The following is a 22632-nucleotide window of genomic DNA, read 5'->3' on the forward strand; positions in this document are numbered from 1 at the left end:
TATTATAACCCCATCGACTTAAAGAGATTTATAAAATTCCTTAGATTTCAGTCGGGCTTAGAAAGGTTTCACGTAATAAGGCAGCCAGTTGTTCACGTGCTTTAATAAAGCCCTGAATTCCGCCTTGCAGCAATTCACTGGTCATTTGATCTTGTTCTAGCTGCTCCTGGAATTCGGCATAGCTGATCGGCTGAAGATCGGCCTGTACAGGAATTGCGGCGGCTGAAAGCTGTGGCTGTACTTCACGGAAGTCATTTTCCAGCTCAGCCAGCAAATTAGGTGCAACTGTCAGTAAATCGCAGCCACTGAGTCCTAACACCTGATCAATACTGCGGAAACTGGCTCCCATGATTTCAGTTTGAATTCTATGGGCTTTATAAAATGTATAAATATTTTTAACCGATAATACGCCCGGATCTTTTTCAATCGGATAGGCATCCACCGCTTCAGCCTTTTTGTACCAGTCCAGAATACGCCCCACGAAAGGAGAAATGAGAGTGACTTTGGCATCTGCACAGGCATGGGCCTGATGCTGGCCGAATAGCAAGGTCAGGTTGGTGTGAATACCTTCTCGTTCCAGTACCTTGGCGGCCTGAATTCCTTCCCAGGTCGAAGCAATCTTGATCAGCAGGCGATCCGAAGAAATACCATATTGCGCATACAGTTCGAGCAATTCTTTGGCTTTTGCAATGGTCGCTTCAGTATCATAAGACAGGGCAGCATCGACTTCAGTCGAGACACGCCCTTCAATGAGCTTTAAAATTTCTACCCCAAACTTGACCGTTAAAATGTCAATACTTCGTTCAATCAATGCATCTTCTGAATAGCCTTCCTGCTGTGCCTGCTGAAAAGCAGCTTCGATTAAGCTTTTATTCTCCGCCTGATTGGCTGCAGCAGTAATAAGGGAAGGATTGGTTGTTGCATCTAATGGACGAAATTTTTCAATAGCAGTTAAATCACTGCTGTCAGCAACAATAGTAGTTAAGTTTTTTAATTGGTTTAACGCAGAGTGAGTCATTGATATCTAATTCTTGAAGTTATTACTTGTACAATTAGTTATATCACAAAGTCGTTTTAACCCAAGTGAAAATACAGCGGAACACGTCATGAAACTGATTTTTTACGCTGATTTCTGATGTGATTAATCAAAAAACGAGCAGCAGCGCCAAGTTGATTTTCGCGGCTCCAGACTAAATCTACAAAATATTCAAATTTTGGCGTGAAATCGAGCAGATCCAGTACTTTTAAATGTTTTTTAAGGATCGGATTTTCATTGAGCATTTCTAAAGGCAGCACACCCCAGCCAAAATTTTGCATGATCAATGCGCAAGCCGAGTGATGATTGTCGGTACGCCAGTATTGTTTTGAATATAATAATTCCGGCTTGATGCTCTTATCCCGACTGGCGACAACAATCTGGCGGCTTTGCAGGATTTGTTCAAAACTGACCTGTGGATATTGGGCTAAATCAAAGGCTTTGTTGGCGACCGGAACTAAAGTTTCTCGTTTTAATTCCACAAATTGTTCACGGTTTTCGAGCTGTTCACGTTCAAACATCAGCGCGAGTTGAGCAGTTTGATTCATCAACATTTTCAAGGCATCTTCTTGGGGGGCTGAGAATACATTAATTTGTAAGCTTGGAAACTCGGCTTCAAGTAAAGCAATATAATCGGTCCACCGGGTATGGAGAAGTTCGGACACTACCACAATATTTAAGGCTGATTCCAAGCCTGTGCTTAATGCATGCGCCTGCTGTTTCCATTGATTTATTTCAATCAGTAGCTGTTCGGTTTTTTCATAGAGTGTAAGTGCCTGGGCGGTAGGCAAAGGCTCGCGACCTTTGCGTAGAAAAAGTGTTAAATTGAGATCAATCTCTAAATTGGCAATAGACATGCTCACTGCCGAGGGTACTTTACCCAGTTTTCTTGCAGCAGCAGAAAACGACCCTGTTTCAATGACGGTTTTAAAAATGATCAATTGTTCTTGATTGATATTCATTGACTTCAACCTTTCAATAATATTGAAAGATTCTAACTCGATTAATCAATATTATGAAAATAGAATATCTGCTATTGTAAATTGGAAGAGTATTGAAAACATGTTGATTTCCAAAAGAAGGATTGTTCATGCGCTCAGTTATGAAATCATCCTGTTGGTGATCATTGCGATAGCATTAAGTTTTATTTTTGAAGTTCCGCTGGAAGTCACAGGTACTTTGGGTGTAGCCATGGCGGTGACTTCTGTGATTTGGAATATGATTTTCAATCATTTTTTTGAAAAATTTGAAGCCAAAAGAAAATTAAAAAGAACAGTCGGTGTACGGATCTTACATGCGATTGGTTTTGAAGGTGGTCTGCTGCTAGTGACTATTCCGATGGTGGCGTATGCCATGAATATGTCACTCTGGCAGGCGATTCTACTGGATTTTAGTATGACGATGTGTATTTTGGTCTATACCTTTATTTTCCAATGGTGCTTTGATCAGATAGAAGCCCGTTTAGGTTATCAGCCAGAATATCGTTAAACTTCAATGCGAAAGCTCAAAAAGGCCTGTAATGATAAATACAGGCCTTTTTTGCTGTCTAAAAAGGTTTTTTTAACAAAAAGTAAAATTTTAAAACATAAAACAAGTATAAAAAACAATACTTATTACATAAGTTTTAATATGAAAGCGATAATAATTTTTTCTTAAGGATGGAAAAGAACAAACAACACAAGGAGTTAGTTGATGAAATTAATTAAATTAATCACACCTGTAATTTTATTAGGGATGACACAAGTAGCGAGTGCTGAGCAAAAATTTAAACGTTTTTCGGTCTCTGCAGGTTGGCTACATGTGATGCCACAAGGAAAAGCTAACCCTTTTAATATTAATACTGCAGTGGCAAATGGAACGGTTGCTAAAGTAGGCACAATTACAGAAGAAGGCTTTTTAAAAGCCATTGATCCGAATGCAACAATTCAAGATGGCGCTAATACGGCAAATCTACAAGAGTATCTTGGGACTTTACTTGAAAATAGCTTGATTAATGGAATGATGACGGATGGCCAGGGCAATATTAAAGAGTCAATTGCCGGTAAGGCGACCTTAAACGGGTTGGAGAGCTGGTCGGCAGAAGGAACAGGGCTGGAAGCAGATGATGTCGACACTTTGGGTTTAATGGTCAATTATCATCTTAATGATCATGTTTCTTTACAGGTAATTGGAGGGATTCCCCCTAAAGTTGATATTAAAGGAAAAGGCATGATTACGGCTCCATTAACAGGTAATGCACAACCCGGGGGCTTAGCCGGCTTGTTATTTCCAGAAGGATTGCCTTTGGATTATGCGGTTCCGATTACGGACTTAGATAAATATAGTAAAGCTGCTACTGCAAGAGCTTGGACCCCGGCATTACAGGTACAGTACCAATTTGGAAAATCAGGGGTGAATAAGTTCAGACCCTATGTGGGAGCAGGTTTGATGTATGCTTATTTTAATGATATTGAATTAGATAAAGGCGTTAAGTCAGATCTGGTGGCGGCGGGCCACATGATTCAAAATATTAAGGATGATAAAGCGGGTGCAGCACTCGATGGCAAAGTATCTTCTGGAGAGATGCGTGTGGATGTCGATGCGGACGATGCTATTGCACCGATCGTAACCGCCGGTTTTACTTATGACTTTAGCCCTAACTGGTTTACGGCAGCTTCCGTTTCCTATGCGAAACTGAATAACAAAACCAAGATTAGCGTGATTAATCAAACCAGCGATGAGCAATTGATTCACGCAACCACAAAGATTGATATAGATCCCATTATTACCTATCTAGGGGTAGGTTATCGTTTTTAAGTGGAATCATCTGTAATAAAAAAACCGCTCTTTTGAGCGGTTTTTTATTAGGCCAGTACTGAATTATTTTTCAATAATCGCAGTTACACCCTGACCACCCGCAGCACAGATTGACACCAGGACACGACCTGAATCTTTCTGGTTCAGCAGTTTTGCAGCAGTGGCAATAATACGGCCACCAGTTGCAGCAAATGGATGGCCTGCAGCAAGTGAAGAGCCTTTTACATTCAGTTTTGCACGGTCAATTGCACCTAATGGCGCATCCAGACCTAAGCGCTCTTTACAGAAGGTAGGATCTTCCCAAGCTTTTAGGGTAGACAGAACTTGTGATGCAAATGCTTCATGAATTTCATAATAGTCGAAATCTTGAAGTTTCAAGCCTGCACGTTCCAGCATGCGTGGAACTGCGTAGGCAGGTGCCATCAGTAAGCCTTCTTTTTTCTCCACAAAATCAACTGCTGCTGTTTCTTGGAAAGTTAAGTAAGCCAGGACTTCATGACCATTGGCTTTCGCCCATTCTTCAGAGGCCAAAAGTACACAAGATGCACCATCAGTCAGTGGAGTCGAGTTACCTGCAGTCATGGTACGCGCATCACCCTTACCAAAAGCAGGCTTTAATTTTGCCAGTTTTTCGACAGATGAGTCAGGACGCAGGTTATTGTCACGCTCCAGACCTAGGAATGGCGTGATCAGGTCATCAAAGAAACCTTCTTCATAAGCTGCTGCCATTTTCTGGTGTGAGGAGGCAGCCAGTTCATCTTGTGCTTCGCGTGAAATGCCCCATTCCAGAGTAGTGATAGCCTGATGATCACCCATAGATAGGCCGGTACGTGGCTCACCATTTTTAGGGGCGTCCATCAGATCTTTGACATTAATTTTTGTTAGAGCCTTTAAGCGGTCTTTAGCTGTTTTGGCAATGTTCAGCTCAAGTAGGGCTTTGCGTAAGCCATCACCAAATGCAATTGGCGCATCAGAAGTGGTATCTACACCACCGGCAACACCGACTTCAATTTGACCCAGAGCAATTTTGTTTGCCACCAGAAAAGCGGCCTGTAAACCGGTACCACAAGCTTGCTGTATGTCATACGCCGGTGTTTCAGGAGCAAGTGCGGTATTCAGTACACACTCACGCGTCATATTGAAATCACGGCTATGTTTTAGCACTGCACCTGCAACGACCTCACCCAGACGTTGACCTTGCAGATTAAAACGTTCAACTAGTCCATTCAGTGCGGCAGTAAACATGTCTGTATTAGACGCGGTAAAATAAGCACCATTAGAACGTGCAAATGGAATACGGTTACCACCAATAATAGCGACGCGGCGAACTGTGTTTTGGCTCATATTATTATCCTGTTGAACAGAAGGCTGTGTTTTTGAAACGGAAGCGGTTTTAGTTGAAGTCGAGTTTTTAGTACGCGTAGACATCTGGCGTGTACGCGTGGTTTTAGTCGAATTTTTTTCTGTAGCAGAATTTGTGTGCGTACTTTTGCTGGCCGCTTTAGTACGAGTTGATGGTTTTGACACAACTTTTTCTACAGGACTCTCGACTGCTGGATTTTCTTGAGTTGTTTTGCTCATAAGGCTTTACCAGGCAAATTGATCATCTTTATGCTGCTTACATTAGCATAGATGAGCATAGGCTGTATTGACTGCAATGACATTACAGACTGCGCTCAGGTCAAGTCATCTATTGGGTATCTCAAGTATTATTGGGCAAAACCTGGTAGATCTATTGAAATAGATGTGTTTGGCATCATATTGATGTTAAAAGGATAACTTTAGACCGATCAAAAAACTAATTTTTATGAGAGATAATAAGCATGACTGATCAGTATCAAACTTTCGCAAAATCTCCTATTGGTAAATTTGTCATTAAAAATTTGGGGCTGCCATCCCCAACTTCTTTAGAGCGTTTTGAATCTGCAACCCCGGTAGTCAAAGGGGCGGTTTTATTTGGTGCGGCGCCTAAAAGTCCTTTAACCAGCTCAATTGCACAAGTTCTTGCCAATATTCATGCCAACAGTTATGCGGGTAATAATTCTGAACTTCAACATGCAGCGGCACAGTCAGGTTTGAATTTGAGTGCTTTTAATTCAGGCGATAAAGAATCTAAATTTAAAGTGGTAATTTTTGATGCCTCAGGAATTGAAAACTCCGAGCAATTAAAATCGCTTTATGAGTTTTTTAATCCGATTGCCCGTCAAATTCAAAGCTCTGGCCGAGTGCTGGTCATCGGTACTAGCCCTGAAACTGCAACCTCGGTGAGTCAGGCGATTGCTCAACGTGCACTGGAAGGTTTTGTCAAATCAGTCGCTAAAGAGTTTAAAAAAGGGATTGCGGCAAACCTGATCTATGTGGATACCGGTGCTGAAGATAATCTTGAATCAGCTGTACGTTTTACGATTTCTCCGCGCTCAGCTTATGTATCAGGTCAGGTGATTCGGGTATCCAAAGCTGAAAAGGTCGATGTGGACTGGGCGAAGCCGCTGGCAGGGAAAACTGCTGTGGTGACAGGTGCAAGTCGTGGTATCGGTGAAGCCATTGCACACATACTGGCACGTGATGGCGCACATGTCATTTGTCTGGATGTTCCGCAGCAGCAAGCTGATCTGGATCGTGTTGCAGGGGAAATTGGTGGTTCTACATTAGCACTTGACATTACCGCAGCTGATGCAGGCGAGAAAATCAAGGCAGCTGCCGCAGCACAGGGCGGTCTGGATATTATTGTGCATAATGCAGGCATTACGCGTGACAAGACACTAGCCAATATGAAGCCTGAACTTTGGGATCTGGTAATTAATATCAACTTGTCTGCAATTGAACGTGTGAATGACTATCTGCTTTCCAATGATGGCCTGAATGCAAATGGCCGCATTATCTGTGTATCTTCTATTTCAGGTATTGCAGGTAACCTGGGTCAAACCAACTATGCAGCGTCTAAAGCCGGCGTGATCGGGGTGGTAAAATTCACAGCACCGACATTAAAAAATGGTATAACTATTAATGCCGTGGCACCGGGTTTCATTGAAACGCAAATGACTGCTGCAATTCCATTTGCGATTCGTGAAGCGGGACGCCGTATGAACTCCATGAGTCAGGGTGGCCATCCAGTGGATGTGGCAGAAGCTATTGCTATGTTTGCATCGACCGCATCTTCTGGTTTAAATGGCAATGTGATTCGTGTATGTGGCCAGAGCCTGTTAGGGGCTTAAAGTATTCAAGTCCTCTCCTGCGCTTTAATTTAAAGATCAGGAGAGGATTTAGAAGAGGGAAAGTGAAAGGAAATATTCCTCATCAACCCTCTCTAAATCTCCCTAAAGGGAGAAAGCACTTTATAAATGAAAAAAAATATTTTGAAGGTTTAGTATGAATACGCGCCATTTTAGTCAACTTCCAAAACCTTATTTAGCTTATCCAAAAGTGATTCGAGGTTTGGTTTTCAAAAAGCCAAAAGCTGAAAAAGTTCTGCCGCAAGTTGAATATGTGGTGGATTCATTTAAGGTGGATCAGAAACATCTGAAAATCTATAATGAAGTTTGTGGCTTTAAAAATAATGGTTATATCCCAGCGATTTATTTGACTGTACTTTCTCAAAGCCTACAAATGCACATGATGACTTCGGAAGCATTTCCATTTCCGATTCTGGGTCTGGTGCATATTCGTAATCAGGTCAAGCAGTATCGTAAAATCGGGGTCAATGAATCTCTCATGCTATCCTGCAAATTTGGTGAATTGCAGCCGCATGACAAAGGTATGCAATTTGATTTCATTACTACGGTGAAAGCAGGTGATCAGGTTGTAGTTGAAGCGTTGACGACTTATTTATGCCGTCAAAAGAATAGTGTTAAAGCTGCCGCCAAAGTAGCAGAAAATAAGACACCCGCGTATCAGCTGAATGGCGAATGGGAGGTTTCTGAAAATACTGGCCGCCGTTATGCTATGACTTCAGGGGACTTTAACCTGATTCATATTCATGCGCTCACTGCAAAAGCATTTGGTTTTAAACAGGCGATTGCCCACGGAATGTGGAGTAAAGCCAAAGCTTTGGCTAATTTATCATTGCCTGATGCATATGAGGCAGATGTCTGGTTTAAGTTGCCAGTGTATTTGCCTTCCAAAGTGGAATTCCTGACTGCACAAGCCGTCAATGAAACCGACTTCCTGATTCGAAACAGTAAAAATCAGAAACCGCATGTGAGTGGTAGCGTAAAAGCAATTTAATTTAAAAAAAGCCTAAACTCGATTTAGGCTTTTTATTTTTATGAGATCAAGATTCTATGGACAGAATATTACAGCCTTTAAAAGACTATGTGCTTGCTGACAAAGAAAACTACCAGGGAGTGGTAGATGAACGTTTTAAAGCTCTGGCAGAGCAGTTTAGCCGCTTGCAGCATGCCCGTACTGAACAGGGTGGGGCTGCGCTGGTGATTTATTTTCAGGGACAAAAAGTCTTGGATATTTACACTGGTAAAAAGTCGGAAAACGAAGCTTGGCAAGAAGATACCATGTCACTGTGCTATTCCACTGGTAAGGGAGTGCTGGCGACATTGGCGCATATTCTGGCAAGTCAAGGCCTGATTGATTACGATCGACCAGTTGCTGACTATTGGCCTGAGTTTGCCCAGCAGGCTAAAGATAAAATTACATTAGCACATATGCTCAGTCATCAAAGTGGACTGTTTGATATTCGTAATATCATTGATGATGCAGCCGAAATGGCCAACTGGCCTCAAATGCTGGAACGAATAGCAGCAGCAAAACCGCGTTTTAAGGTGGCAGCGGATGCTGCTTATCAGCCTTTGACCTTTGGCTGGCAGGTGGGTGGCGCACTGGAAAAAGCCACCGGCCAGAGTCTGCAATCATTGATGCAGCAGTATCTGGTGCAGCCTTTGGAGCTCGATGGTGCCTATTTTGGTGTGCCAGCGCAAGAACTAACACGAGTTGCACGACCAATTTTTCCGACCCAGTCATCTTCACAAGTCAAAGTTAAAAAAACCGCAGCTCGAAAGCCTAATTTGATGGAGCGGGCATTGATATGGAGTGGTCAAAGTCCACAAGATTTTCAGGACGGAATGATTCCTAAAGGTATGAAGAATTTTAATTTCTTTAGTAATCAAGGTTTACAGGCGGTTATTCCTTCAGCCAATGGAGTATTTACTGCACGGAGTCTGGCAAAAATCTATGCCATGCTTGCCAATCATGGCCTTTGGCAGGGGGAAACCTATATTTCAACTGAAAATTTTCAGCGTCTGAGCCAAGTGCAATATACCTGCCGTGACCGGATTATGCCTTTGCCAATGCATTGGCGTTTAGGCTATCACCGGATATTAAGCTTAGGTAAAGCTTCTCAAGGATTTGGGCATATGGGGTTTAATGGGTCCGGAGCTTGGTGTGATCCGGAGCGTAATTTAAGTTTTGCGTATACACATAACTTTCCTACAGGTTCATTAACAGGAGATTACCGGTTATGGGGATTGACGCAGGAAGCTTTACGCTGTGCTGATGTAGTGCTTAGAGGTCGAAAAGGCTGGTGGTAAGTAAGCGTCCGCTGAACACACCTTCTGAATTCATCCTATAAGCCTTAATTTAGTTCCCACCTAAAAACAAGTGGGGACTTAATCCATGAACATGGATATATATTCAGCAACACCTCCTGTTGCTAAAAAACGCAGAACGTACAGCAAAGAATTCAAACTCAGTATTGTCAATGCCTGTAAAAATCCTAATACCTCGATCGCTTCGGTCGCACTGCAACATAGTATTAATGCCAACCTTGTCAGTCGTTGGATCAGGATCTTCAGCCATCATGATGGTGCCGTGCAGGATCCTACTCATGTGAATCCAGCATTTATTGCTTTGCCTTACACTGCTGCAATCAGCCAACCTATTGATGAGAGGATCACGTTGTGTATCACCGTGCCTCATACGAATAATGATATTCAGCTAAAATGGCAGACATCAGAAATACCTGCCTTGGCAGAATTACTCAAGGCACTGGCAACATGATCCGCATTGATGAAATCTGGCTCTCCACCCAACCTCTGGATATGCGAGCAGGGATGGATACGGTCATGGCGCAGATTATGAAAGCCTTTGGCTCAATCAAACCGCATTGCGCCTACCTGTTCTGTAATAAACGTGGCCATCGTATGAAAGTGCTGGTACATGATGGACTGGGCATCTGGCTGTGTGCCAGGCGTTTGGAACAGGGAAAATTCCACTGGGCTAAAGTTCACCAGGGTGAAAGCGTAGCTCTCAACCCGGAACAGTTACAGGCATTAATCCCGGGTTTGCCTTGGCAGCGCATTGGACGACAGCAGGTGGTCACGATGCTCTAAACCAAGCTCGGCTATTCTGCCATCCTCCAAACGTTCTATTTCATTCTTCTCATGACCTCAGGCATACTGCGGTCATGAATACGCTGCCAGATTTAAGCCAACTGACCCATGAACAACTGCTGGAATTCACCCGGCAGTTGGCGATGCAGCATCAACAACTCGCAGAAGATAAACAACAATTAGATGCTCAAGTTCAACATCTGGAAGTATCAAATCAACAATTAGATGCCAAAGTTCAACATCTTGAAGTCACCAATCAGCAATTAGATTCTAAAGTTCAGCATCTTTCTATTCTCAATCAAAAATACGAGCATGAACTGGCGCTGTTTAAACAGCATAAATTCGGCAGTAAAAACGAACATCTCACCGCAAAACAAATCCATCTGTGGGATGAGGCGGTCGAAGAAGATATCGCAGCCGTTGATCTGGAATTAGAACGATTAAATGCAGATAAAACCCATGCAGCGACACAGAAAGCCACAGTCAACAAACCTAAACGTCGACTGCTGCCAGATCATCTACACACCATCCGTATTGAGCATGAACCTGCATCAACCCAATGCAGTTGTGGCTGCCAGTTACGTCGTATCGGCGAAGATATCAGTGAAAAACTGCATTTCAGACCGGCACAGTTCTATAAGGAACAGCATGTACGTGGCAAATGGGTCTGTGATCAGTGCGACACCCTGACTCAGCAAGCGATGCCCGCCTATGTGATTGATAAAGGTATTGCCAGTCCTGAACTGCTCAGCCATGTGCTGGTATCGAAGTATGCCGATCATTTACCGCTGTACCGTCAACGTCTGATCTATCAGCGGGCTGGCATTGATCTGTCCAGATCCACTTTATCTGACTGGATTGGTCGCTGCGGTGTGGAACTGGAACCTCTGGCCAATGCCTTAAAACAGGTGGTGCTGCAACAGCGGGTGCTGCATGCCGATGAAACGCCGGTCACCATCATGCGGATGGGTGAGAATGATAAAAAACCGAAGAAAGGTTATGTCTGGGCCTATGCCACTACACAGTACAATCCAGTTCAAGCCGTGATCTATGACTTTCAGGATAGTCGTTCAGGTCAGCATGCTGAAGCGTTCCTGAAAGACTGGCAGGGCCATCTGGTCTGTGATGATTACAGCGGTTATAAAGCACGCTTTAAATCAGGCCAGGTCATTGAGGTGGGCTGCATGGCGCATGCGCGTCGTAAATTCCATGAACTGCATGTGACCAAAAAAAGTCAGGTCGCTGAACAGGCATTAGTGCTGATTCAGAAACTGTATGCCATAGAAGCAGAACTCAGGAAAAAGACCGATGGTACAGCGGAAGACCGCCGCGAATACCGACAACAGCATAGTCAACCAGTGATGCAACAACTATATGAATGGCTCAACCAACATCATCTGACAGTGCCATCGAGTTCACCTACCGCCAAGGCCATCAATTACACTCTGAAGCGTTGGCCAGCTTTAAGCCGCTATCTGGATGATGGCAATCTACCTATTTGCAATAATTGGGTCGAGAATCAGATGCGTCCCTGGGCGTTGGGGCGCAAGAACTGGCTGTTTGCAGGTTCGCTGCGCAGTGGTCAGCGAGCGGCAAACATCATGACGTTAATCCAGTCAGCAAAGCTGAATGGGCTGGATCCGTATGCCTATTTAAGTGATGTGCTGAAAAGGCTGCCGACGCATAAAGCGACCCAAATAGAAGAATTACTGCCACATCGCTGGAAATCCAACTCAAATTAAAAAATAGGCATGGGGTTCAGCGGACGCTTACGGTGGTAATTCTATTTTTGGGTTTGGTCAGGGAGCTGAAATAAAAATAGGAACTTTAAGTTCCTATTTTTCAGCTTGGCATAATGTGTATTATTTAATGTTGGAAAACTTAAATATTTTTTTGATTTACGCGTTGTGAAAGTTCTTCCGCACTTTCTACACGTTCAGAATAACGGTCAGTCAGATACGCAGACTGACCCCGGGTTAAAAGCGTAAATTTATAAAGTTCTTCCATCACATCTACGATCCTCCGGTAATAAGAAGAAGGTTTCATACGGCCATCTTCTTCAAACTCAAGAAATGCTTTAGGCACTGAGGACTGATTCGGGATGGTGATCATACGCATCCAGCGTCCTAAAATCCGCAATTGATTTACCGCATTAAAGGACTGTGAGCCACCACATACTTGCATTACCGCTAAAGTTTTACCTTGCGTTGCACGTATTGCACCTGCAGCTAATGGAATCCAGTCAATTTGCGCTTTTAAAATTGAGCTCATTGAACCATGACGCTCAGGAGAGCACCAAACCATGCCCTCTGACCATGCTAAAAGCTCATGCAATTCTTTTACCTTTGGATGTTGCATATCACCATCTTCAGGGAGGGGTAGCCCTTTTGGATGGAAGATTTTCACTTCTGCACCGAAGTATTCCAAAATTCGACCTGCTTCCTGAACTGCTAAACGGCTATATGATCTCTCACGATTTGAGCCATACAGGAGCAATATTCTTGGTGGATGATCAAGGTGCTGTGCCTGAACTTTTTCTAAAGTTGGTTTTTCTAAAAGACTAAGATCAATATTTGGTAAGTTCATTCGACTCATACCTCTTTAAACACTTTTTTTCTAAGCCATAGCGAAACTGTCACCAAGGCAATCAATACAGGAACTTCAACAAGTGGTCCGATCACGGTTGTGAAGGCTACAGGTGAGGCTAATCCAAAAGTGGCAATGGCTACAGCCAGTGCTAATTCAAAATTGTTGCCTGCCGCAGTAAAGGAAATAGCAGTGGTTTTAGGATAGTCGTTACCCATCCATTTACTCATAAAGAAGCTGATGAAGAACATCGCAACAAAGTAGATTGTCAAAGGAATAGCAATTCTAAGCACATCTAGAGGAAGGCTAACCACTTCACCACCTTTAAGGCTAAACATGGCTACAATCGTAAATAAAAGCGCAATAAGGCTGATAGGGCTAATCTTTGGGATAAATCTGGTTTGATACCAATCTAAGCCTTTCTGTTTGACTAAGATCAAGCGGGTTAAAAAGCCAAGTAAGAAGGGGATGCCCAGATAAACAAGAACAGCATGGGTAATCGTCCAAAAGCTCACATTAATGATTTGTGCCTCTACTCCAAAGAAGGGCGGTAAGAAGGTCAAGAATAACCAGGCATAAGTACTAAAGAACAAGATTTGGAAGATACTGTTAAATGCAACTAAGGCTGCAACATACTGATTATCGCCACATGCCAGGCCATTCCACACCAGGACCATAGCAATACATCGGGCTAAACCAATCAGAATGAGACCTGTCATGTATTCAGGATAGGCGTGCAAAAAAATGATTGCCAAACCAAACATTAAGCAAGGTGCTATGAGCCAGTTTTGAATGAGAGATAATGCAAGGGTACGCTTATCTTCAAAGACTTTAGGCAAGGTCGCATAGTCTACCTTGGCAAGTGGCGGATACATCATCAAAATAAGCCCTATTGCGATAGGGATATTTACTGAGTTAATGCTTAATTGATCGAGTACTACAGATGTTTGAGGGAAAAATACCCCAATACCTACGCCTAATGCCATGGCAATGAAAATCCATAGGGTGAGGTTTCGGTCTAAGAAGGAGAGCTTTGAGGCGGACATTGAATTACTCGCATTGCATAGAGATAGATAGATTGCTCGCAGCTGTATTCACTACTTCATTACTTAACACATTGAGAACTGCATTTACCCATTCTGGTAAATCGGGATTTAATCGGTAGTACACCCATTGTCCTTTGCGCTCATCTAGCAAAATTGAGAGGTTGCGAAGTAAAGCCAAGTGACGAGAAATCTTAGGTTGGCTCAGTTGTAATATCTCTGTGATTTCACACACACATACATTTTGTCTTTCTAAAATAATTTTTAAAATATCTAGACGTGTCGGGTCAGATAGGCACTTAAAGAAATCTGCTTGATCCATAATCGATACTCACATATATGCTATTGCGAATATACGTATATCCATATATAAATGCAATATTATGAATGCCTGAGTAAATCCAATGTCATCAAAAGTTAAGATCTATCATAACCCTGCTTGTGGAACATCCAGAAATACACTGGCGCTAATTCGAAATGCAGGCGTAGAACCTGAAATTATTGAGTATCTTCTTAACCCTCCAAGCAAGAACGAACTCATGAATCTAATTGAAAAATCAGGCCTTTCTGTACGTGAAGCTATTCGTAAAAATGTAGAACCTTTTGCAACTCTTCAATTAGATCAGCAACACTGGACAGATGAACAGCTCATTCATTTTATGCTTGAGTATCCAATTTTAATTAATCGTCCATTTGTGGTGACAGAGGTCGGTGTAAAACTTTGTAGACCCTCTGAACTCGTTTTAGATATTTTGTCTGCGCCTCAATTGGGAGCTTTTACCAAAGAGGATGGTGAAATGATTATTGATGAAAATGGTGAACGGATTAAGTAAATCCACTGCATTTAATATAGAGGTGGTTACCCGAACATTAAAAAGCCCCAATCTAAGATTGGGGCTGCGTCTAATCTGTATTATATTAATTTTAGGGAATTTTTACTATAAAATAAAATGTTAAGCTTGTATTTTACTATCAGTAATTTCAAATAATAGAGTCACTCGATGCTTAAAAAAATTATCCTAAGTCTTTGCTTGGGTTTATCTAATGTAGCTATCGCAAAAAGCGTAGCTTTGAGTTTTGATGATGGTTTAGACCCATCAATTAATGCAGATGCTCAACACATCAATGAAGATATTTTAAGTACATTAAAACAAAATAAAATCCAGGCAATCGTTTATCCGAGTATAAGTAAAATTGGAGGAACAAACGGATTAAATATAATTTCTAATTGGGGCAAACAAGGACATCGTATTGGTAATCATGGAAATTTACATCTAAATCTTAATAAAGATGAAGTAAATTTATCTACTTATTTACAAGATATGCAACAAGGTCATGAAATGTTTTCCTCATTAGCAGGATTTATACCACGTTACCGCTTTCCATTTCTTAAAGAGGGAAATACTCTAGAAAAAAGGGATAATGTGCGTAAATGGCTGAGTAGCCATAGCTATAAATCTGGCGCTGTTAGCATCGATGCGAGTGATTGGTATTACAATCAATTGTTTCTGAAATATCATCAAGAAAAAGATCAAACAAGCCTGGCTAAATTAAAACAAGCTTACATTGTCCATTTACTTGATCGAGCGAAATATTATGATGATTTAGCCATACAAACATTAGGACGATCTCCAAACCATGTACTTTTACTGAATATAAGAGCTATTAATGCCGCTTGGCTAGAAGACATAATTGCTTCCTTCAAGAGGGAAGGCTGGAAATTTATTGATAGTGATACCGCCTATCAAGACGCTATTTATAAAATTCAGCCAAATTTATTGCCTGCTGGTGAAAGTATCATCTGGAATATTGCGCAAATTTATGGTGTGAATAATTTACGTTATCCAGCAGAAGATGCTCCATATGAATATCTAAATTTGGCAAACCATGGTTTGGAAGTTGAAAAGTAAATCCTTCATTTAACATAAAAGCCATTGCTTTAAGCTATTCTTCATGTCAACTATCTTCTACATTTAAGAAAAAATAATTTTCCATCCTTTGATAGACTCAGACCCATCCCATGTTCCACTTGCCCACAATATTTACAACCAAGTAAATAAATGCCGACAACCCTGTCTATATAAACTACCTTATGATTTTTAATCACTTATTGAATCATAATAGCTTGTTTATCAGATTTTTTGATACCTATTTAACTTGCAGCTCTTATGGGCTTATTTCGATTTAAACCCAATTTAACTCATCTGCGCTAAAATATCCGGCAAATGTCGCTTTAGAGTTTCCCATGCTATATCCCATGCCTAAAAAAATCCAATTCACTCCATCGCCAGCTAAATGGCAACTTGCTGCCAATGAATCGGTTTTGGTCTTGGTGGGATTACATAACCTGCGCATGCAGACTGGAATCCAAGATATGGAACTCATGAAAAATCTTATTCAGATTAGCAATAAAGCCAAAGCACTGGATATTCCGATTGTTGATTTATATGGTGATGACCTGATGCAGGGCATGCAACAACTCGGTGAATATGCTTCAACCCATCCCCAACTGATTTTTGCAGGACAGGTGACGCCGATGCTGAAACAGATTTTACCGCATCTGCAAAGCGTGACAGAGCACATCTGTGTGGTGGATGATGCAGTTTTGCTGGCCAATCAGGAGCAGCATATCCAGTGGATTGAAAATATCTCGCAGCAGGGTTTACATCACATGAGCAGTTATAGCCTGACACGTTTATGGAGTTTAAGTGCGCCGTCAAACTATGTACTGTCGATCAAAGGCATTATGTTAGCTGTGGCTGAACAGCTGGATATGGATGCTCTGGAAATTGATCCTTATATCGACTTAAAACAGTATGGACTGGACTCTGTAGCAATGGTCAGCCTGGTGGGAGTATGGCGCGCACATGGTGCAGAGCTGCGTTATGAAGATGTGCTTGAACATGCTTCCTTGCATGAATTGGCAAGTTTTGTGCTGCAATCTGTACGCCGCTAGAGAGTGATTGAGTAATTTACTCCACATAATCGGAAATTTCTTCGGCATTTATATAAAAGCGCATTGTAATTATTCGCCAAGCTTTCTATTATGGCCGCCTTATTTTTCGCGATCAGCCTGGGATTGAACTTTGAGTAATTTTCTAACCGAACATCTGATACATCGTGATAAGGATTTTATGGTCATCCATAAAGCGGCTGGTTTGCTTACAGTTCCAGGGAAGACAGAAGATTTACAAGACTGTCTCATTAGCCGTCTCATGAAAATAGAGCCCAAAACCTTGCTCATCCATCGTCTGGATCGGGACACCTCCGGCATTTTAGTGTTTGCCTTGAGCCGGGAAGGGCAAAAATCTATTTCTCGCCAATTTCAGGAACGCCAGACGGATAAAACCTATCAGGCAATTGTGGCGGGAACTCTGGACGGCGAAGGAATGGTGGATGTTCCCGTGATTTATGATCCGGACCATCCGCCATTACATATTGCAGAACCAAATCATAATAAGCCTGCACTCACCCATTGGCAGGCCATTGAACATTTTGAAATTCAGGGACAAGCTGTCACTCGTGTAAAATTGACTCCGATTACGGGGCGCTCACATCAGCTGCGTGTGCATATGCAGTATCTTGGACATCCTATTATTGGAGATACCTTGTATGCTACACCTGAGCAGCAACAGCTGAGCGTACGCTTATGTTTGCATGCCGAACGTTTAAGTTTCTCTCATCCTCACACACAACAACCGGTTGAATTTTATTGTCCGGCGCCATTCTAGGGGTGAGTTTTTTAATCGGCGTGAATTATACTCACTTTTTAGTGGGCTTTATGTCAAAATACATTGCTTGAAGGTGTGAAGTTTTGCTCCAATGACATTTCGTGATGGAGCCTGATATTCATAATCTTGTACTTAAGATAAAGGTGGAAAAATTGCAGCAATTTGCTATTGGTCAACGTTGGTTATCAGATACTGAAACAGAACTCGGCTTAGGAGTTCTCATTGATGTTGATGAACGATCGGTCAGCATTTTATTCCCAAAAAGCGATGAAACGCGTGTCTATGCACGTAGCAATGCACCTTTGTCCCGCATCATTTTTAATGCCAATGACGAGCTGCAAGATCAGGAAGGTATTTACTGGACCGTGGAATCGGTCGAAGACCGTCATGGCGTGGTCCGTTACCACGTAGTACGCACGCTTGAAGATGGCAGCGAAGAGCGTAAAGCCCTCAATGAAACCCGTGTGGGTGCAAGTATTCAGCTATCCAAGCCGCTGGATCGTTTGCTGGCCAGCCAGATTGATTATAAAGAATGGTATGACCTGCGTATTGAAGCCTTGCTGATGCAAGCCAATATGCAAAGCAGCCCCTTACGCGGCCTGATTGGTTCACGTGTTGGTCTGATTCCCCATCAGCTGTATATTGCCCATGAAGTTGGTCAGCGTTTTGCGCCGCGTGTATTACTGGCCGATGAAGTTGGCTTGGGTAAAACCATTGAAGCCGGCCTGATCATGCACCAGCAACTTAAAACAGGACGTTCTGAACGTATCCTGATTCTGGTTCCAGATTCATTACAATATCAGTGGATGATTGAAATGCGCCGCCGTTTCAATCTGGAATTCTCCCTGTTTGATCTGACCCGTACCGCTTCGATCAAGGAACATGATCCGGATCTTAACCCGTTCCTGACCGAGCAGCGCATCATTGCATCTGTCGATTTGATGATTGACCATGAAGATTTACGTGAACAGGCTTTAGAAGCAGGTTTCGATTTGCTGGTGGTCGACGAAGCGCACCATTTAATGTGGAGCGAAGAAGAAGGCGGTAATGACCGTTATGACCTGGTTGAAGAGCTGGCAGAGCACACAGCAGGCGTTTTACTGCTTACCGCAACACCAGAACAGCTGGGCGTAGAAAGTCACTTTGCGCGTCTGCGCTTACTTGATCCGCAGCGTTTTAGCTCACTGGACCGTTTCCTGGATGAAGAAGAACAATATCAGCATACTGCTAAAATTGCTGAAGCCTTGATGTCAGATATGCCACTTGAAGCCGAACATCTGACTGCAATTGAAGACTTGTTAGGTCATGCGATTGAAGATACAGCAGAACAACGCTTCCGTGCGATTCATGAACTGCTGGACCGTCATGGTACAGGTCGTATTCTGTTTCGTAACACGCGTGAAGCCATTCAGGGCTTCCCGGGCCGTGACTGTCAGCCTGTACCACTGCCAGCACCAGAAAACTGGTCTAAAGATGGCAAGCTACGTGAACAGATGTGGCCGGAAGAAGCCCAGCTCGATGGCTCATGGATGGAGACTGATCCACGTGTCATGTGGCTGATGGAAAAATTGCGTACCGATCTGAAACACAAGAAGGTATTGCTGATTGCACGCAGCGGTCCGGTGGTAGAAGCGCTAGAAAATGTACTTCGCTTACATGCCGGTATCCGTACCGCGATGTTCCATGAGGGGATGAGCCTGCTGGAACGTGACCAGGCAGCGGCTTATTTTGCTGAAGACTCTTATGGTGCACAGATTCTGCTCTGTTCAGAAATTGGTTCTGAAGGGCGTAACTTCCAGTTTGCTTCTGATCTGATTCTGTTTGACTTGCCGGCGAATCCTGATGTGCTGGAACAGCGTATTGGCCGTCTGGACCGGATCGGCCAGGAAAACCGTATTCAGATTCATGTGCCTTATTTAGTGGGTACAGCGCAAGAGCGGATGTTCCGCTGGTATAACGAAGCCCTGAATATTTTTAGTAATATTTCTCCTACAGCGCAAACTTTGCAAGAAAACTTCATTGTGGCATTAAAAGATTGCCTGCTGGCGGACAAAGGCCAGGAATTTGAAGATCTGCTGGAAGAAGTCAGCGTACAACGTGAAGCACTGGAAGCCGAGTTGCAGGCTGGCCGTGACCGACTGCTTGAGTATAATTCTTGTCGTCCTGTTGTGGCGCAGGAAATTGTCAAGGCACTCGAAGACTATGATGACAACACAAATCTGCCTGTGTTTATGAAACGCTTTATGGCATCGACCAATATTGATTTTGATGAGCAAAGCAATGGAACCGTAATTATCAAGCCCACAGATCAGATGCAGGTACAAGGTTTGACGCTGGACGAAGATGGTATGACGGCGACGTTCTACCGTGATCAGGCGCAAATCAGGGAAGATGCACAGTACCTGACCCTTGAGCATCCATTTACCGAAAGTGTGATGGAAATGATCAATACTCAAGGCTTTGGCAGTACCAACGTTGCTGTGTTAAAGTCAGCCGCTTTACCGCAAGGTTCTGTATTGCTGGAAGTCTGGTTTAAAGTTGATGTTATTGCACCTAAAGCGCTGAACCTGCCATCTAGCTTGCCACAGCAATTGATTCGCGTCTTGCTGAGTGAAAAAGGTCAGGATCTGTCACAGAAGATTGCCCCAGAAATCCTGAAACCGTATTTACATCATCTAGATGGTAATAGCTGCCGTCAGGTGGTCAAAGCCCGTCGTGATATTATTGAGGCACGTTACCAGCAAGCTCTTGAACTGGCACGTGCGAATTTACCAAACTTCAAGCAGCAGGCCAAAGAAGTGTATGGTAATAAATGGCAATATGAAATTGACCGTTTGACTTATCTGAAGCAGTTCAACCCAAGTATCCGTGAAGATGAAATTGCCCGTTTACAGAAGTTGCAAAAAGAAGGCTTAAGCCTGCTGGATGGATTATCGGTGACGCCTGAAGGTATTCAGGTAATGGTGGTAGTAAAACCATAAACGCTCATTGAGCAAAAAGATATTTCTTAAAAGCAGTCTTCGGGCTGCTTTTATTTTTAAACTTTTAGCAAGCCAGACCTTTAATCGGGCCATTTTGTGTATGGGTCTATTTTTGGTTAAAATTTTGACTTCCTTAAAATTATAAAGAAAAATAATATGTCTAAAGCCTTAATTACCATCGGAGCCAAAACTTCACATGGTGGGGTGGTCGTTGAAGAAGAAGCTTCTTTTCTGGTCAATGGCGTTGCAGTTCATTTACATGCAATGAAACATTATTGTCCAAAATGCCAGCTTGTCGTCATGGCGATTGCTGCTGATCCGTCGTTTCAGGTTCATGGCCGGGCAGTGGTCCTGGCTGGAGATAAAACCACCTGTGGAGCAATTTTTCTACCGATGCAAAGTCTGGTGGTTGCACAAAAATAATGCTGAGTCCAGTTATAAAGTGCCTGTTATCAAAGGCCTGTGACTTTAAAGTCATAGATTGATGATTTCTGCCCTATAGCATTCAAGTTTGAATGATTAAGCTGAGGCAATATCTCAGAAGATAAGCAAAGATAAAAATGAAACCCGTATTATATTTTACCCATGCGAATGGTATTCCCTCTGCGAGTTATCGAAAGTTTTTAGATCATTTTCAGGATGAATATACGGTCAAATCCATTCCGTTGATTGGAATGAATCCACACTACCCGATCACCAAAGACTGGCGTTATCTGGTGGATGAAGTCATTGATGATATTCAGCAGCAGGCGCCGTGCCAGAAAGTGGTGGGGTTAGGGCACTCTTTTGGCGGCTTAATTACGCTCATGGCGGCATATCGCCGGCCAGAACTTTTTTCCAGACTGGTGATTATGGACCCGCCGTTTGTTATTGGAAAAAAAAGTGCGCTTTTTGAGCTGGTAAAAAAACTGAATCTGAAAAGTATTGACCGTTTTACCCCGGCAGGTATTACCTTAAAGCGTAAAGATTACTGGCCATCGCGCCAGGCCGCGGCTGAAGCGCTCAGGATGAATCGCCTGTTTAAGCATTTTGATGAGCAGTGTTTTGATGATTATATTGCAAGTGGAATAGTGGCCAATCCACAGGGTGGAGTCACGTTGCGTATCCCGAAACAGATTGAAGCTGAAATTTTTCGGACAGTGCCGGCCTGGTGGTGGAGAACGCCACGTAAACCACCGCAAGTCCCCGTACATCTGATTACTGCTGAACATAGCCAGTTTTATCAGCAAGGACTACCACAAGGAATACAGAAGTTTTACCAGATAGAATATTCGGTGGTGCAGGGCGGTCATATGTTTCCGCTTGAACATCCTGAAGCAACAGCAAATCACGTCAATGCCCAGCTGCAGTTGCTTTAAACCATAAAGCAAGAGGCTTGATCTGAGTCTCTTGTTGTATTGACTTAACTTTCAGTTAATTCAGTTGGGATTGTTCCAGATGACGGGAACCTTCCAGAATCATTCGAATCATAATCATCGTTTGTTCTGCGATTTCCTGACGTTCTGCAGCTGGCATATCAATTACATTGGCCCCCATATTAAATACCAATTGGGTAATCGCCTTAGACACAATATCCGGATGAAATAATTTTTTATTATTCAGACGCTCGAAGCGGATCAAATCTTCCTGCAACTCCTGCTGGAAATAATTCAGTTGACGCTCTACGGCCTCCTTATAAGACTTGGAACCGGTATAGCCTTCACGTAATAACAGGCTCAGATTGCCTTCATCTGCATCGAGCTGGGCAATAAATACTTCTACTGAGCTGCGAATGATGCTGCTCTGGCGTGATGCCTGCAGGCGTGCTTCATGCAAAATCTGACGCAATACAATCCCGGCGCGATCAATCAGCTCGATTGCCAGTTCATCAATATCCTTAAAATGGCGATAAAAGCTGTTTGGTGCAATGCCAGCTTCACGTGCAACTTCACGCAAACTTAAGGACGAGATACTCTTTTCTGGCCCAATCAGGTTTAAGGCTGCCTGAAAAAGTTCTTCTTTGGTAATAGTCGCTTTACGGCCCACACTACGTACCACAATTGGCTCATCAATGTTGTTTGATTGTAAGGAGGCGTCACTACTCATTTTCATTGAAAGCTCTTTCAGGAGAAGGGGTTA

The 22632-nt window shown here is 43.0% G+C and carries 22 protein-coding genes; 15 read left to right on the forward strand and 7 right to left on the reverse strand.

The window, feature by feature from the left end:
* Positions 1-40: 40 nt before the first annotated feature.
* Positions 41-1018, reverse strand: a complete 978-nt coding sequence (gene tal, locus E5Y90_RS05455) for a transaldolase (RefSeq protein WP_174659626.1) — start codon at positions 1016-1018, stop codon at positions 41-43.
* 86 nt (positions 1019-1104) lie between these two features.
* Positions 1105-1998, reverse strand: coding sequence for a LysR family transcriptional regulator (locus E5Y90_RS05460; RefSeq protein ID WP_151203258.1), 894 nt, complete (start codon positions 1996-1998; stop codon positions 1105-1107).
* Positions 1999-2098: 100 nt separating this feature from the next.
* Between E5Y90_RS05460 and aceI the strand changes: the two genes are divergently transcribed.
* Together aceI and E5Y90_RS05470 are read left to right on the forward strand one after the other, a co-directional pair.
* Entirely contained in the window at positions 2099-2524 is a 426-nt protein-coding gene (gene aceI, locus E5Y90_RS05465; protein WP_151203268.1) for a chlorhexidine efflux PACE transporter AceI, read from the forward strand.
* Positions 2525-2728: 204 nt separating this feature from the next.
* Complete coding sequence (locus E5Y90_RS05470) at positions 2729-3832, forward strand: OmpW/AlkL family protein (protein ID WP_174659627.1); 1104 nt, start codon at positions 2729-2731, stop codon at positions 3830-3832.
* A gap of 63 nt (positions 3833-3895) precedes the next feature.
* Here the strand turns inward: E5Y90_RS05470 and E5Y90_RS05475 are convergent, their stop codons facing one another.
* On the reverse strand, positions 3896-5413 hold the full coding sequence (locus tag E5Y90_RS05475) for an acetyl-CoA C-acetyltransferase (RefSeq protein ID WP_174659628.1): 1518 nt from the start codon (positions 5411-5413) through the stop codon (positions 3896-3898).
* A gap of 242 nt (positions 5414-5655) precedes the next feature.
* On the opposite strand from E5Y90_RS05475, the gene E5Y90_RS05480 reads away from it, so the two are divergent.
* The 6 genes from E5Y90_RS05480 to tnpC all read left to right on the forward strand — a co-directional run bounded on the left by E5Y90_RS05480 (position 5656) and on the right by tnpC (position 11915).
* Positions 5656-7047, forward strand: coding sequence for a 3-oxoacyl-ACP reductase (locus E5Y90_RS05480; RefSeq protein ID WP_174659629.1), 1392 nt, complete (start codon positions 5656-5658; stop codon positions 7045-7047).
* A 154-nt stretch (positions 7048-7201) separates the two neighbouring features.
* Positions 7202-8056, forward strand: coding sequence for a MaoC family dehydratase (locus tag E5Y90_RS05485; RefSeq protein WP_174659630.1), 855 nt, complete (start codon positions 7202-7204; stop codon positions 8054-8056).
* A 56-nt stretch (positions 8057-8112) separates the two neighbouring features.
* Complete coding sequence (locus E5Y90_RS05490; RefSeq protein ID WP_174659631.1) at positions 8113-9372, forward strand: serine hydrolase domain-containing protein; 1260 nt, start codon at positions 8113-8115, stop codon at positions 9370-9372.
* 85 nt (positions 9373-9457) lie between these two features.
* A complete protein-coding gene (locus tag E5Y90_RS05495; RefSeq protein WP_019836977.1) occupies positions 9458-9841 on the forward strand; it encodes a transposase in 384 nt (127 codons plus the stop codon).
* The gene (gene tnpB, locus E5Y90_RS05500; protein WP_174659632.1) at positions 9838-10173 is read left to right on the forward strand and encodes an IS66 family insertion sequence element accessory protein TnpB; all 336 of its coding nucleotides are present in this window, start codon (positions 9838-9840) and stop codon (positions 10171-10173) included. Before E5Y90_RS05495 ends, tnpB begins: the two co-directional genes overlap by 4 nt.
* 74 nt (positions 10174-10247) lie before the next feature.
* Positions 10248-11915: an IS66 family transposase gene (tnpC, locus tag E5Y90_RS05505; RefSeq protein WP_174659633.1), complete on the forward strand. Its 1668-nt coding sequence runs from the start codon at positions 10248-10250 to the stop codon at positions 11913-11915.
* Between the two features lie 139 nt (positions 11916-12054).
* Here tnpC and arsH read toward each other — a convergent pair whose 3' ends face one another.
* Genes arsH through E5Y90_RS05520 form a run of 3 tightly spaced genes read right to left on the reverse strand, consistent with a single transcriptional unit; the run spans position 12055 to position 14124 of the window.
* Positions 12055-12759 (reverse strand): arsenical resistance protein ArsH, encoded by a 705-nt coding sequence (gene arsH, locus E5Y90_RS05510; protein ID WP_174659634.1) that lies wholly within the window; start codon positions 12757-12759, stop codon positions 12055-12057.
* A gap of 5 nt (positions 12760-12764) precedes the next feature.
* Positions 12765-13805, reverse strand: a complete 1041-nt coding sequence (gene arsB / locus E5Y90_RS05515; RefSeq protein WP_151206833.1) for an ACR3 family arsenite efflux transporter — start codon at positions 13803-13805, stop codon at positions 12765-12767.
* A gap of 4 nt (positions 13806-13809) precedes the next feature.
* A complete protein-coding gene (locus E5Y90_RS05520) occupies positions 13810-14124 on the reverse strand; it encodes an ArsR/SmtB family transcription factor (protein ID WP_151206834.1) in 315 nt (104 codons plus the stop codon).
* An 82-nt stretch (positions 14125-14206) separates the two neighbouring features.
* On the opposite strand from E5Y90_RS05520, the gene arsC reads away from it, so the two are divergent.
* The 7 genes from arsC to E5Y90_RS05555 all read left to right on the forward strand — a co-directional run bounded on the left by arsC (position 14207) and on the right by E5Y90_RS05555 (position 21872).
* Positions 14207-14635: an arsenate reductase (glutaredoxin) gene (gene arsC / locus E5Y90_RS05525; protein ID WP_151203250.1), complete on the forward strand. Its 429-nt coding sequence runs from the start codon at positions 14207-14209 to the stop codon at positions 14633-14635.
* Between the two features lie 168 nt (positions 14636-14803).
* Positions 14804-15712: a polysaccharide deacetylase family protein gene (locus tag E5Y90_RS05530; RefSeq protein WP_174659635.1), complete on the forward strand. Its 909-nt coding sequence runs from the start codon at positions 14804-14806 to the stop codon at positions 15710-15712.
* Positions 15713-16047: 335 nt separating this feature from the next.
* Entirely contained in the window at positions 16048-16758 is a 711-nt protein-coding gene (locus tag E5Y90_RS05535; protein WP_174659636.1) for a phosphopantetheine-binding protein, read from the forward strand.
* A gap of 130 nt (positions 16759-16888) precedes the next feature.
* On the forward strand, positions 16889-17533 hold the full coding sequence (locus E5Y90_RS05540; protein WP_151203247.1) for an RluA family pseudouridine synthase: 645 nt from the start codon (positions 16889-16891) through the stop codon (positions 17531-17533).
* A gap of 143 nt (positions 17534-17676) precedes the next feature.
* Positions 17677-20514 carry an RNA polymerase-associated protein RapA gene (gene rapA, locus E5Y90_RS05545; protein WP_151206839.1) on the forward strand — a complete coding sequence of 946 codons (2838 nt, stop codon included), beginning with the start codon at positions 17677-17679 and terminating at the stop codon, positions 20512-20514.
* A gap of 156 nt (positions 20515-20670) precedes the next feature.
* Entirely contained in the window at positions 20671-20937 is a 267-nt protein-coding gene (locus E5Y90_RS05550) for a PAAR domain-containing protein (protein WP_151206840.1), read from the forward strand.
* A gap of 137 nt (positions 20938-21074) precedes the next feature.
* Positions 21075-21872: an alpha/beta fold hydrolase gene (locus E5Y90_RS05555; RefSeq protein WP_174659637.1), complete on the forward strand. Its 798-nt coding sequence runs from the start codon at positions 21075-21077 to the stop codon at positions 21870-21872.
* 55 nt (positions 21873-21927) lie between these two features.
* Here the strand turns inward: E5Y90_RS05555 and fabR are convergent, their stop codons facing one another.
* Positions 21928-22605 carry an HTH-type transcriptional repressor FabR gene (gene fabR / locus E5Y90_RS05560; RefSeq protein WP_174659638.1) on the reverse strand — a complete coding sequence of 226 codons (678 nt, stop codon included), beginning with the start codon at positions 22603-22605 and terminating at the stop codon, positions 21928-21930.
* Positions 22606-22632: the final 27 nt, after the last annotated feature.

Source organism: Acinetobacter sp. 10FS3-1, assembly GCF_013343215.1.
Classification (GTDB): domain Bacteria; phylum Pseudomonadota; class Gammaproteobacteria; order Pseudomonadales; family Moraxellaceae; genus Acinetobacter; species Acinetobacter lwoffii_C.

Coding starts and splice junctions, on each gene's coding strand:
- tal (WP_174659626.1), bottom strand. CDS start 1,018: ATGACTCACTCTGCGTTAAACCAATTAAAAAACTTAACTACTATTGTT.
- E5Y90_RS05460 (WP_151203258.1), bottom strand. CDS start 1,998: ATGAATATCAATCAAGAACAATTGATCATTTTTAAAACCGTCATTGAA.
- aceI (WP_151203268.1), top strand. CDS start 2,099: ATGTTGATTTCCAAAAGAAGGATTGTTCATGCGCTCAGTTATGAAATC.
- E5Y90_RS05470 (WP_174659627.1), top strand. CDS start 2,729: ATGAAATTAATTAAATTAATCACACCTGTAATTTTATTAGGGATGACA.
- E5Y90_RS05475 (WP_174659628.1), bottom strand. CDS start 5,413: ATGAGCAAAACAACTCAAGAAAATCCAGCAGTCGAGAGTCCTGTAGAA.
- E5Y90_RS05480 (WP_174659629.1), top strand. CDS start 5,656: ATGACTGATCAGTATCAAACTTTCGCAAAATCTCCTATTGGTAAATTT.
- E5Y90_RS05485 (WP_174659630.1), top strand. CDS start 7,202: ATGAATACGCGCCATTTTAGTCAACTTCCAAAACCTTATTTAGCTTAT.
- E5Y90_RS05490 (WP_174659631.1), top strand. CDS start 8,113: ATGGACAGAATATTACAGCCTTTAAAAGACTATGTGCTTGCTGACAAA.
- E5Y90_RS05495 (WP_019836977.1), top strand. CDS start 9,458: ATGAACATGGATATATATTCAGCAACACCTCCTGTTGCTAAAAAACGC.
- tnpB (WP_174659632.1), top strand. CDS start 9,838: ATGATCCGCATTGATGAAATCTGGCTCTCCACCCAACCTCTGGATATG.
- tnpC (WP_174659633.1), top strand. CDS start 10,248: ATGAATACGCTGCCAGATTTAAGCCAACTGACCCATGAACAACTGCTG.
- arsH (WP_174659634.1), bottom strand. CDS start 12,759: ATGAACTTACCAAATATTGATCTTAGTCTTTTAGAAAAACCAACTTTA.
- arsB (WP_151206833.1), bottom strand. CDS start 13,805: ATGTCCGCCTCAAAGCTCTCCTTCTTAGACCGAAACCTCACCCTATGG.
- E5Y90_RS05520 (WP_151206834.1), bottom strand. CDS start 14,124: ATGGATCAAGCAGATTTCTTTAAGTGCCTATCTGACCCGACACGTCTA.
- arsC (WP_151203250.1), top strand. CDS start 14,207: ATGTCATCAAAAGTTAAGATCTATCATAACCCTGCTTGTGGAACATCC.
- E5Y90_RS05530 (WP_174659635.1), top strand. CDS start 14,804: ATGCTTAAAAAAATTATCCTAAGTCTTTGCTTGGGTTTATCTAATGTA.
- E5Y90_RS05535 (WP_174659636.1), top strand. CDS start 16,048: ATGCTATATCCCATGCCTAAAAAAATCCAATTCACTCCATCGCCAGCT.
- E5Y90_RS05550 (WP_151206840.1), top strand. CDS start 20,671: ATGTCTAAAGCCTTAATTACCATCGGAGCCAAAACTTCACATGGTGGG.
- E5Y90_RS05555 (WP_174659637.1), top strand. CDS start 21,075: ATGAAACCCGTATTATATTTTACCCATGCGAATGGTATTCCCTCTGCG.
- fabR (WP_174659638.1), bottom strand. CDS start 22,605: ATGAAAATGAGTAGTGACGCCTCCTTACAATCAAACAACATTGATGAG.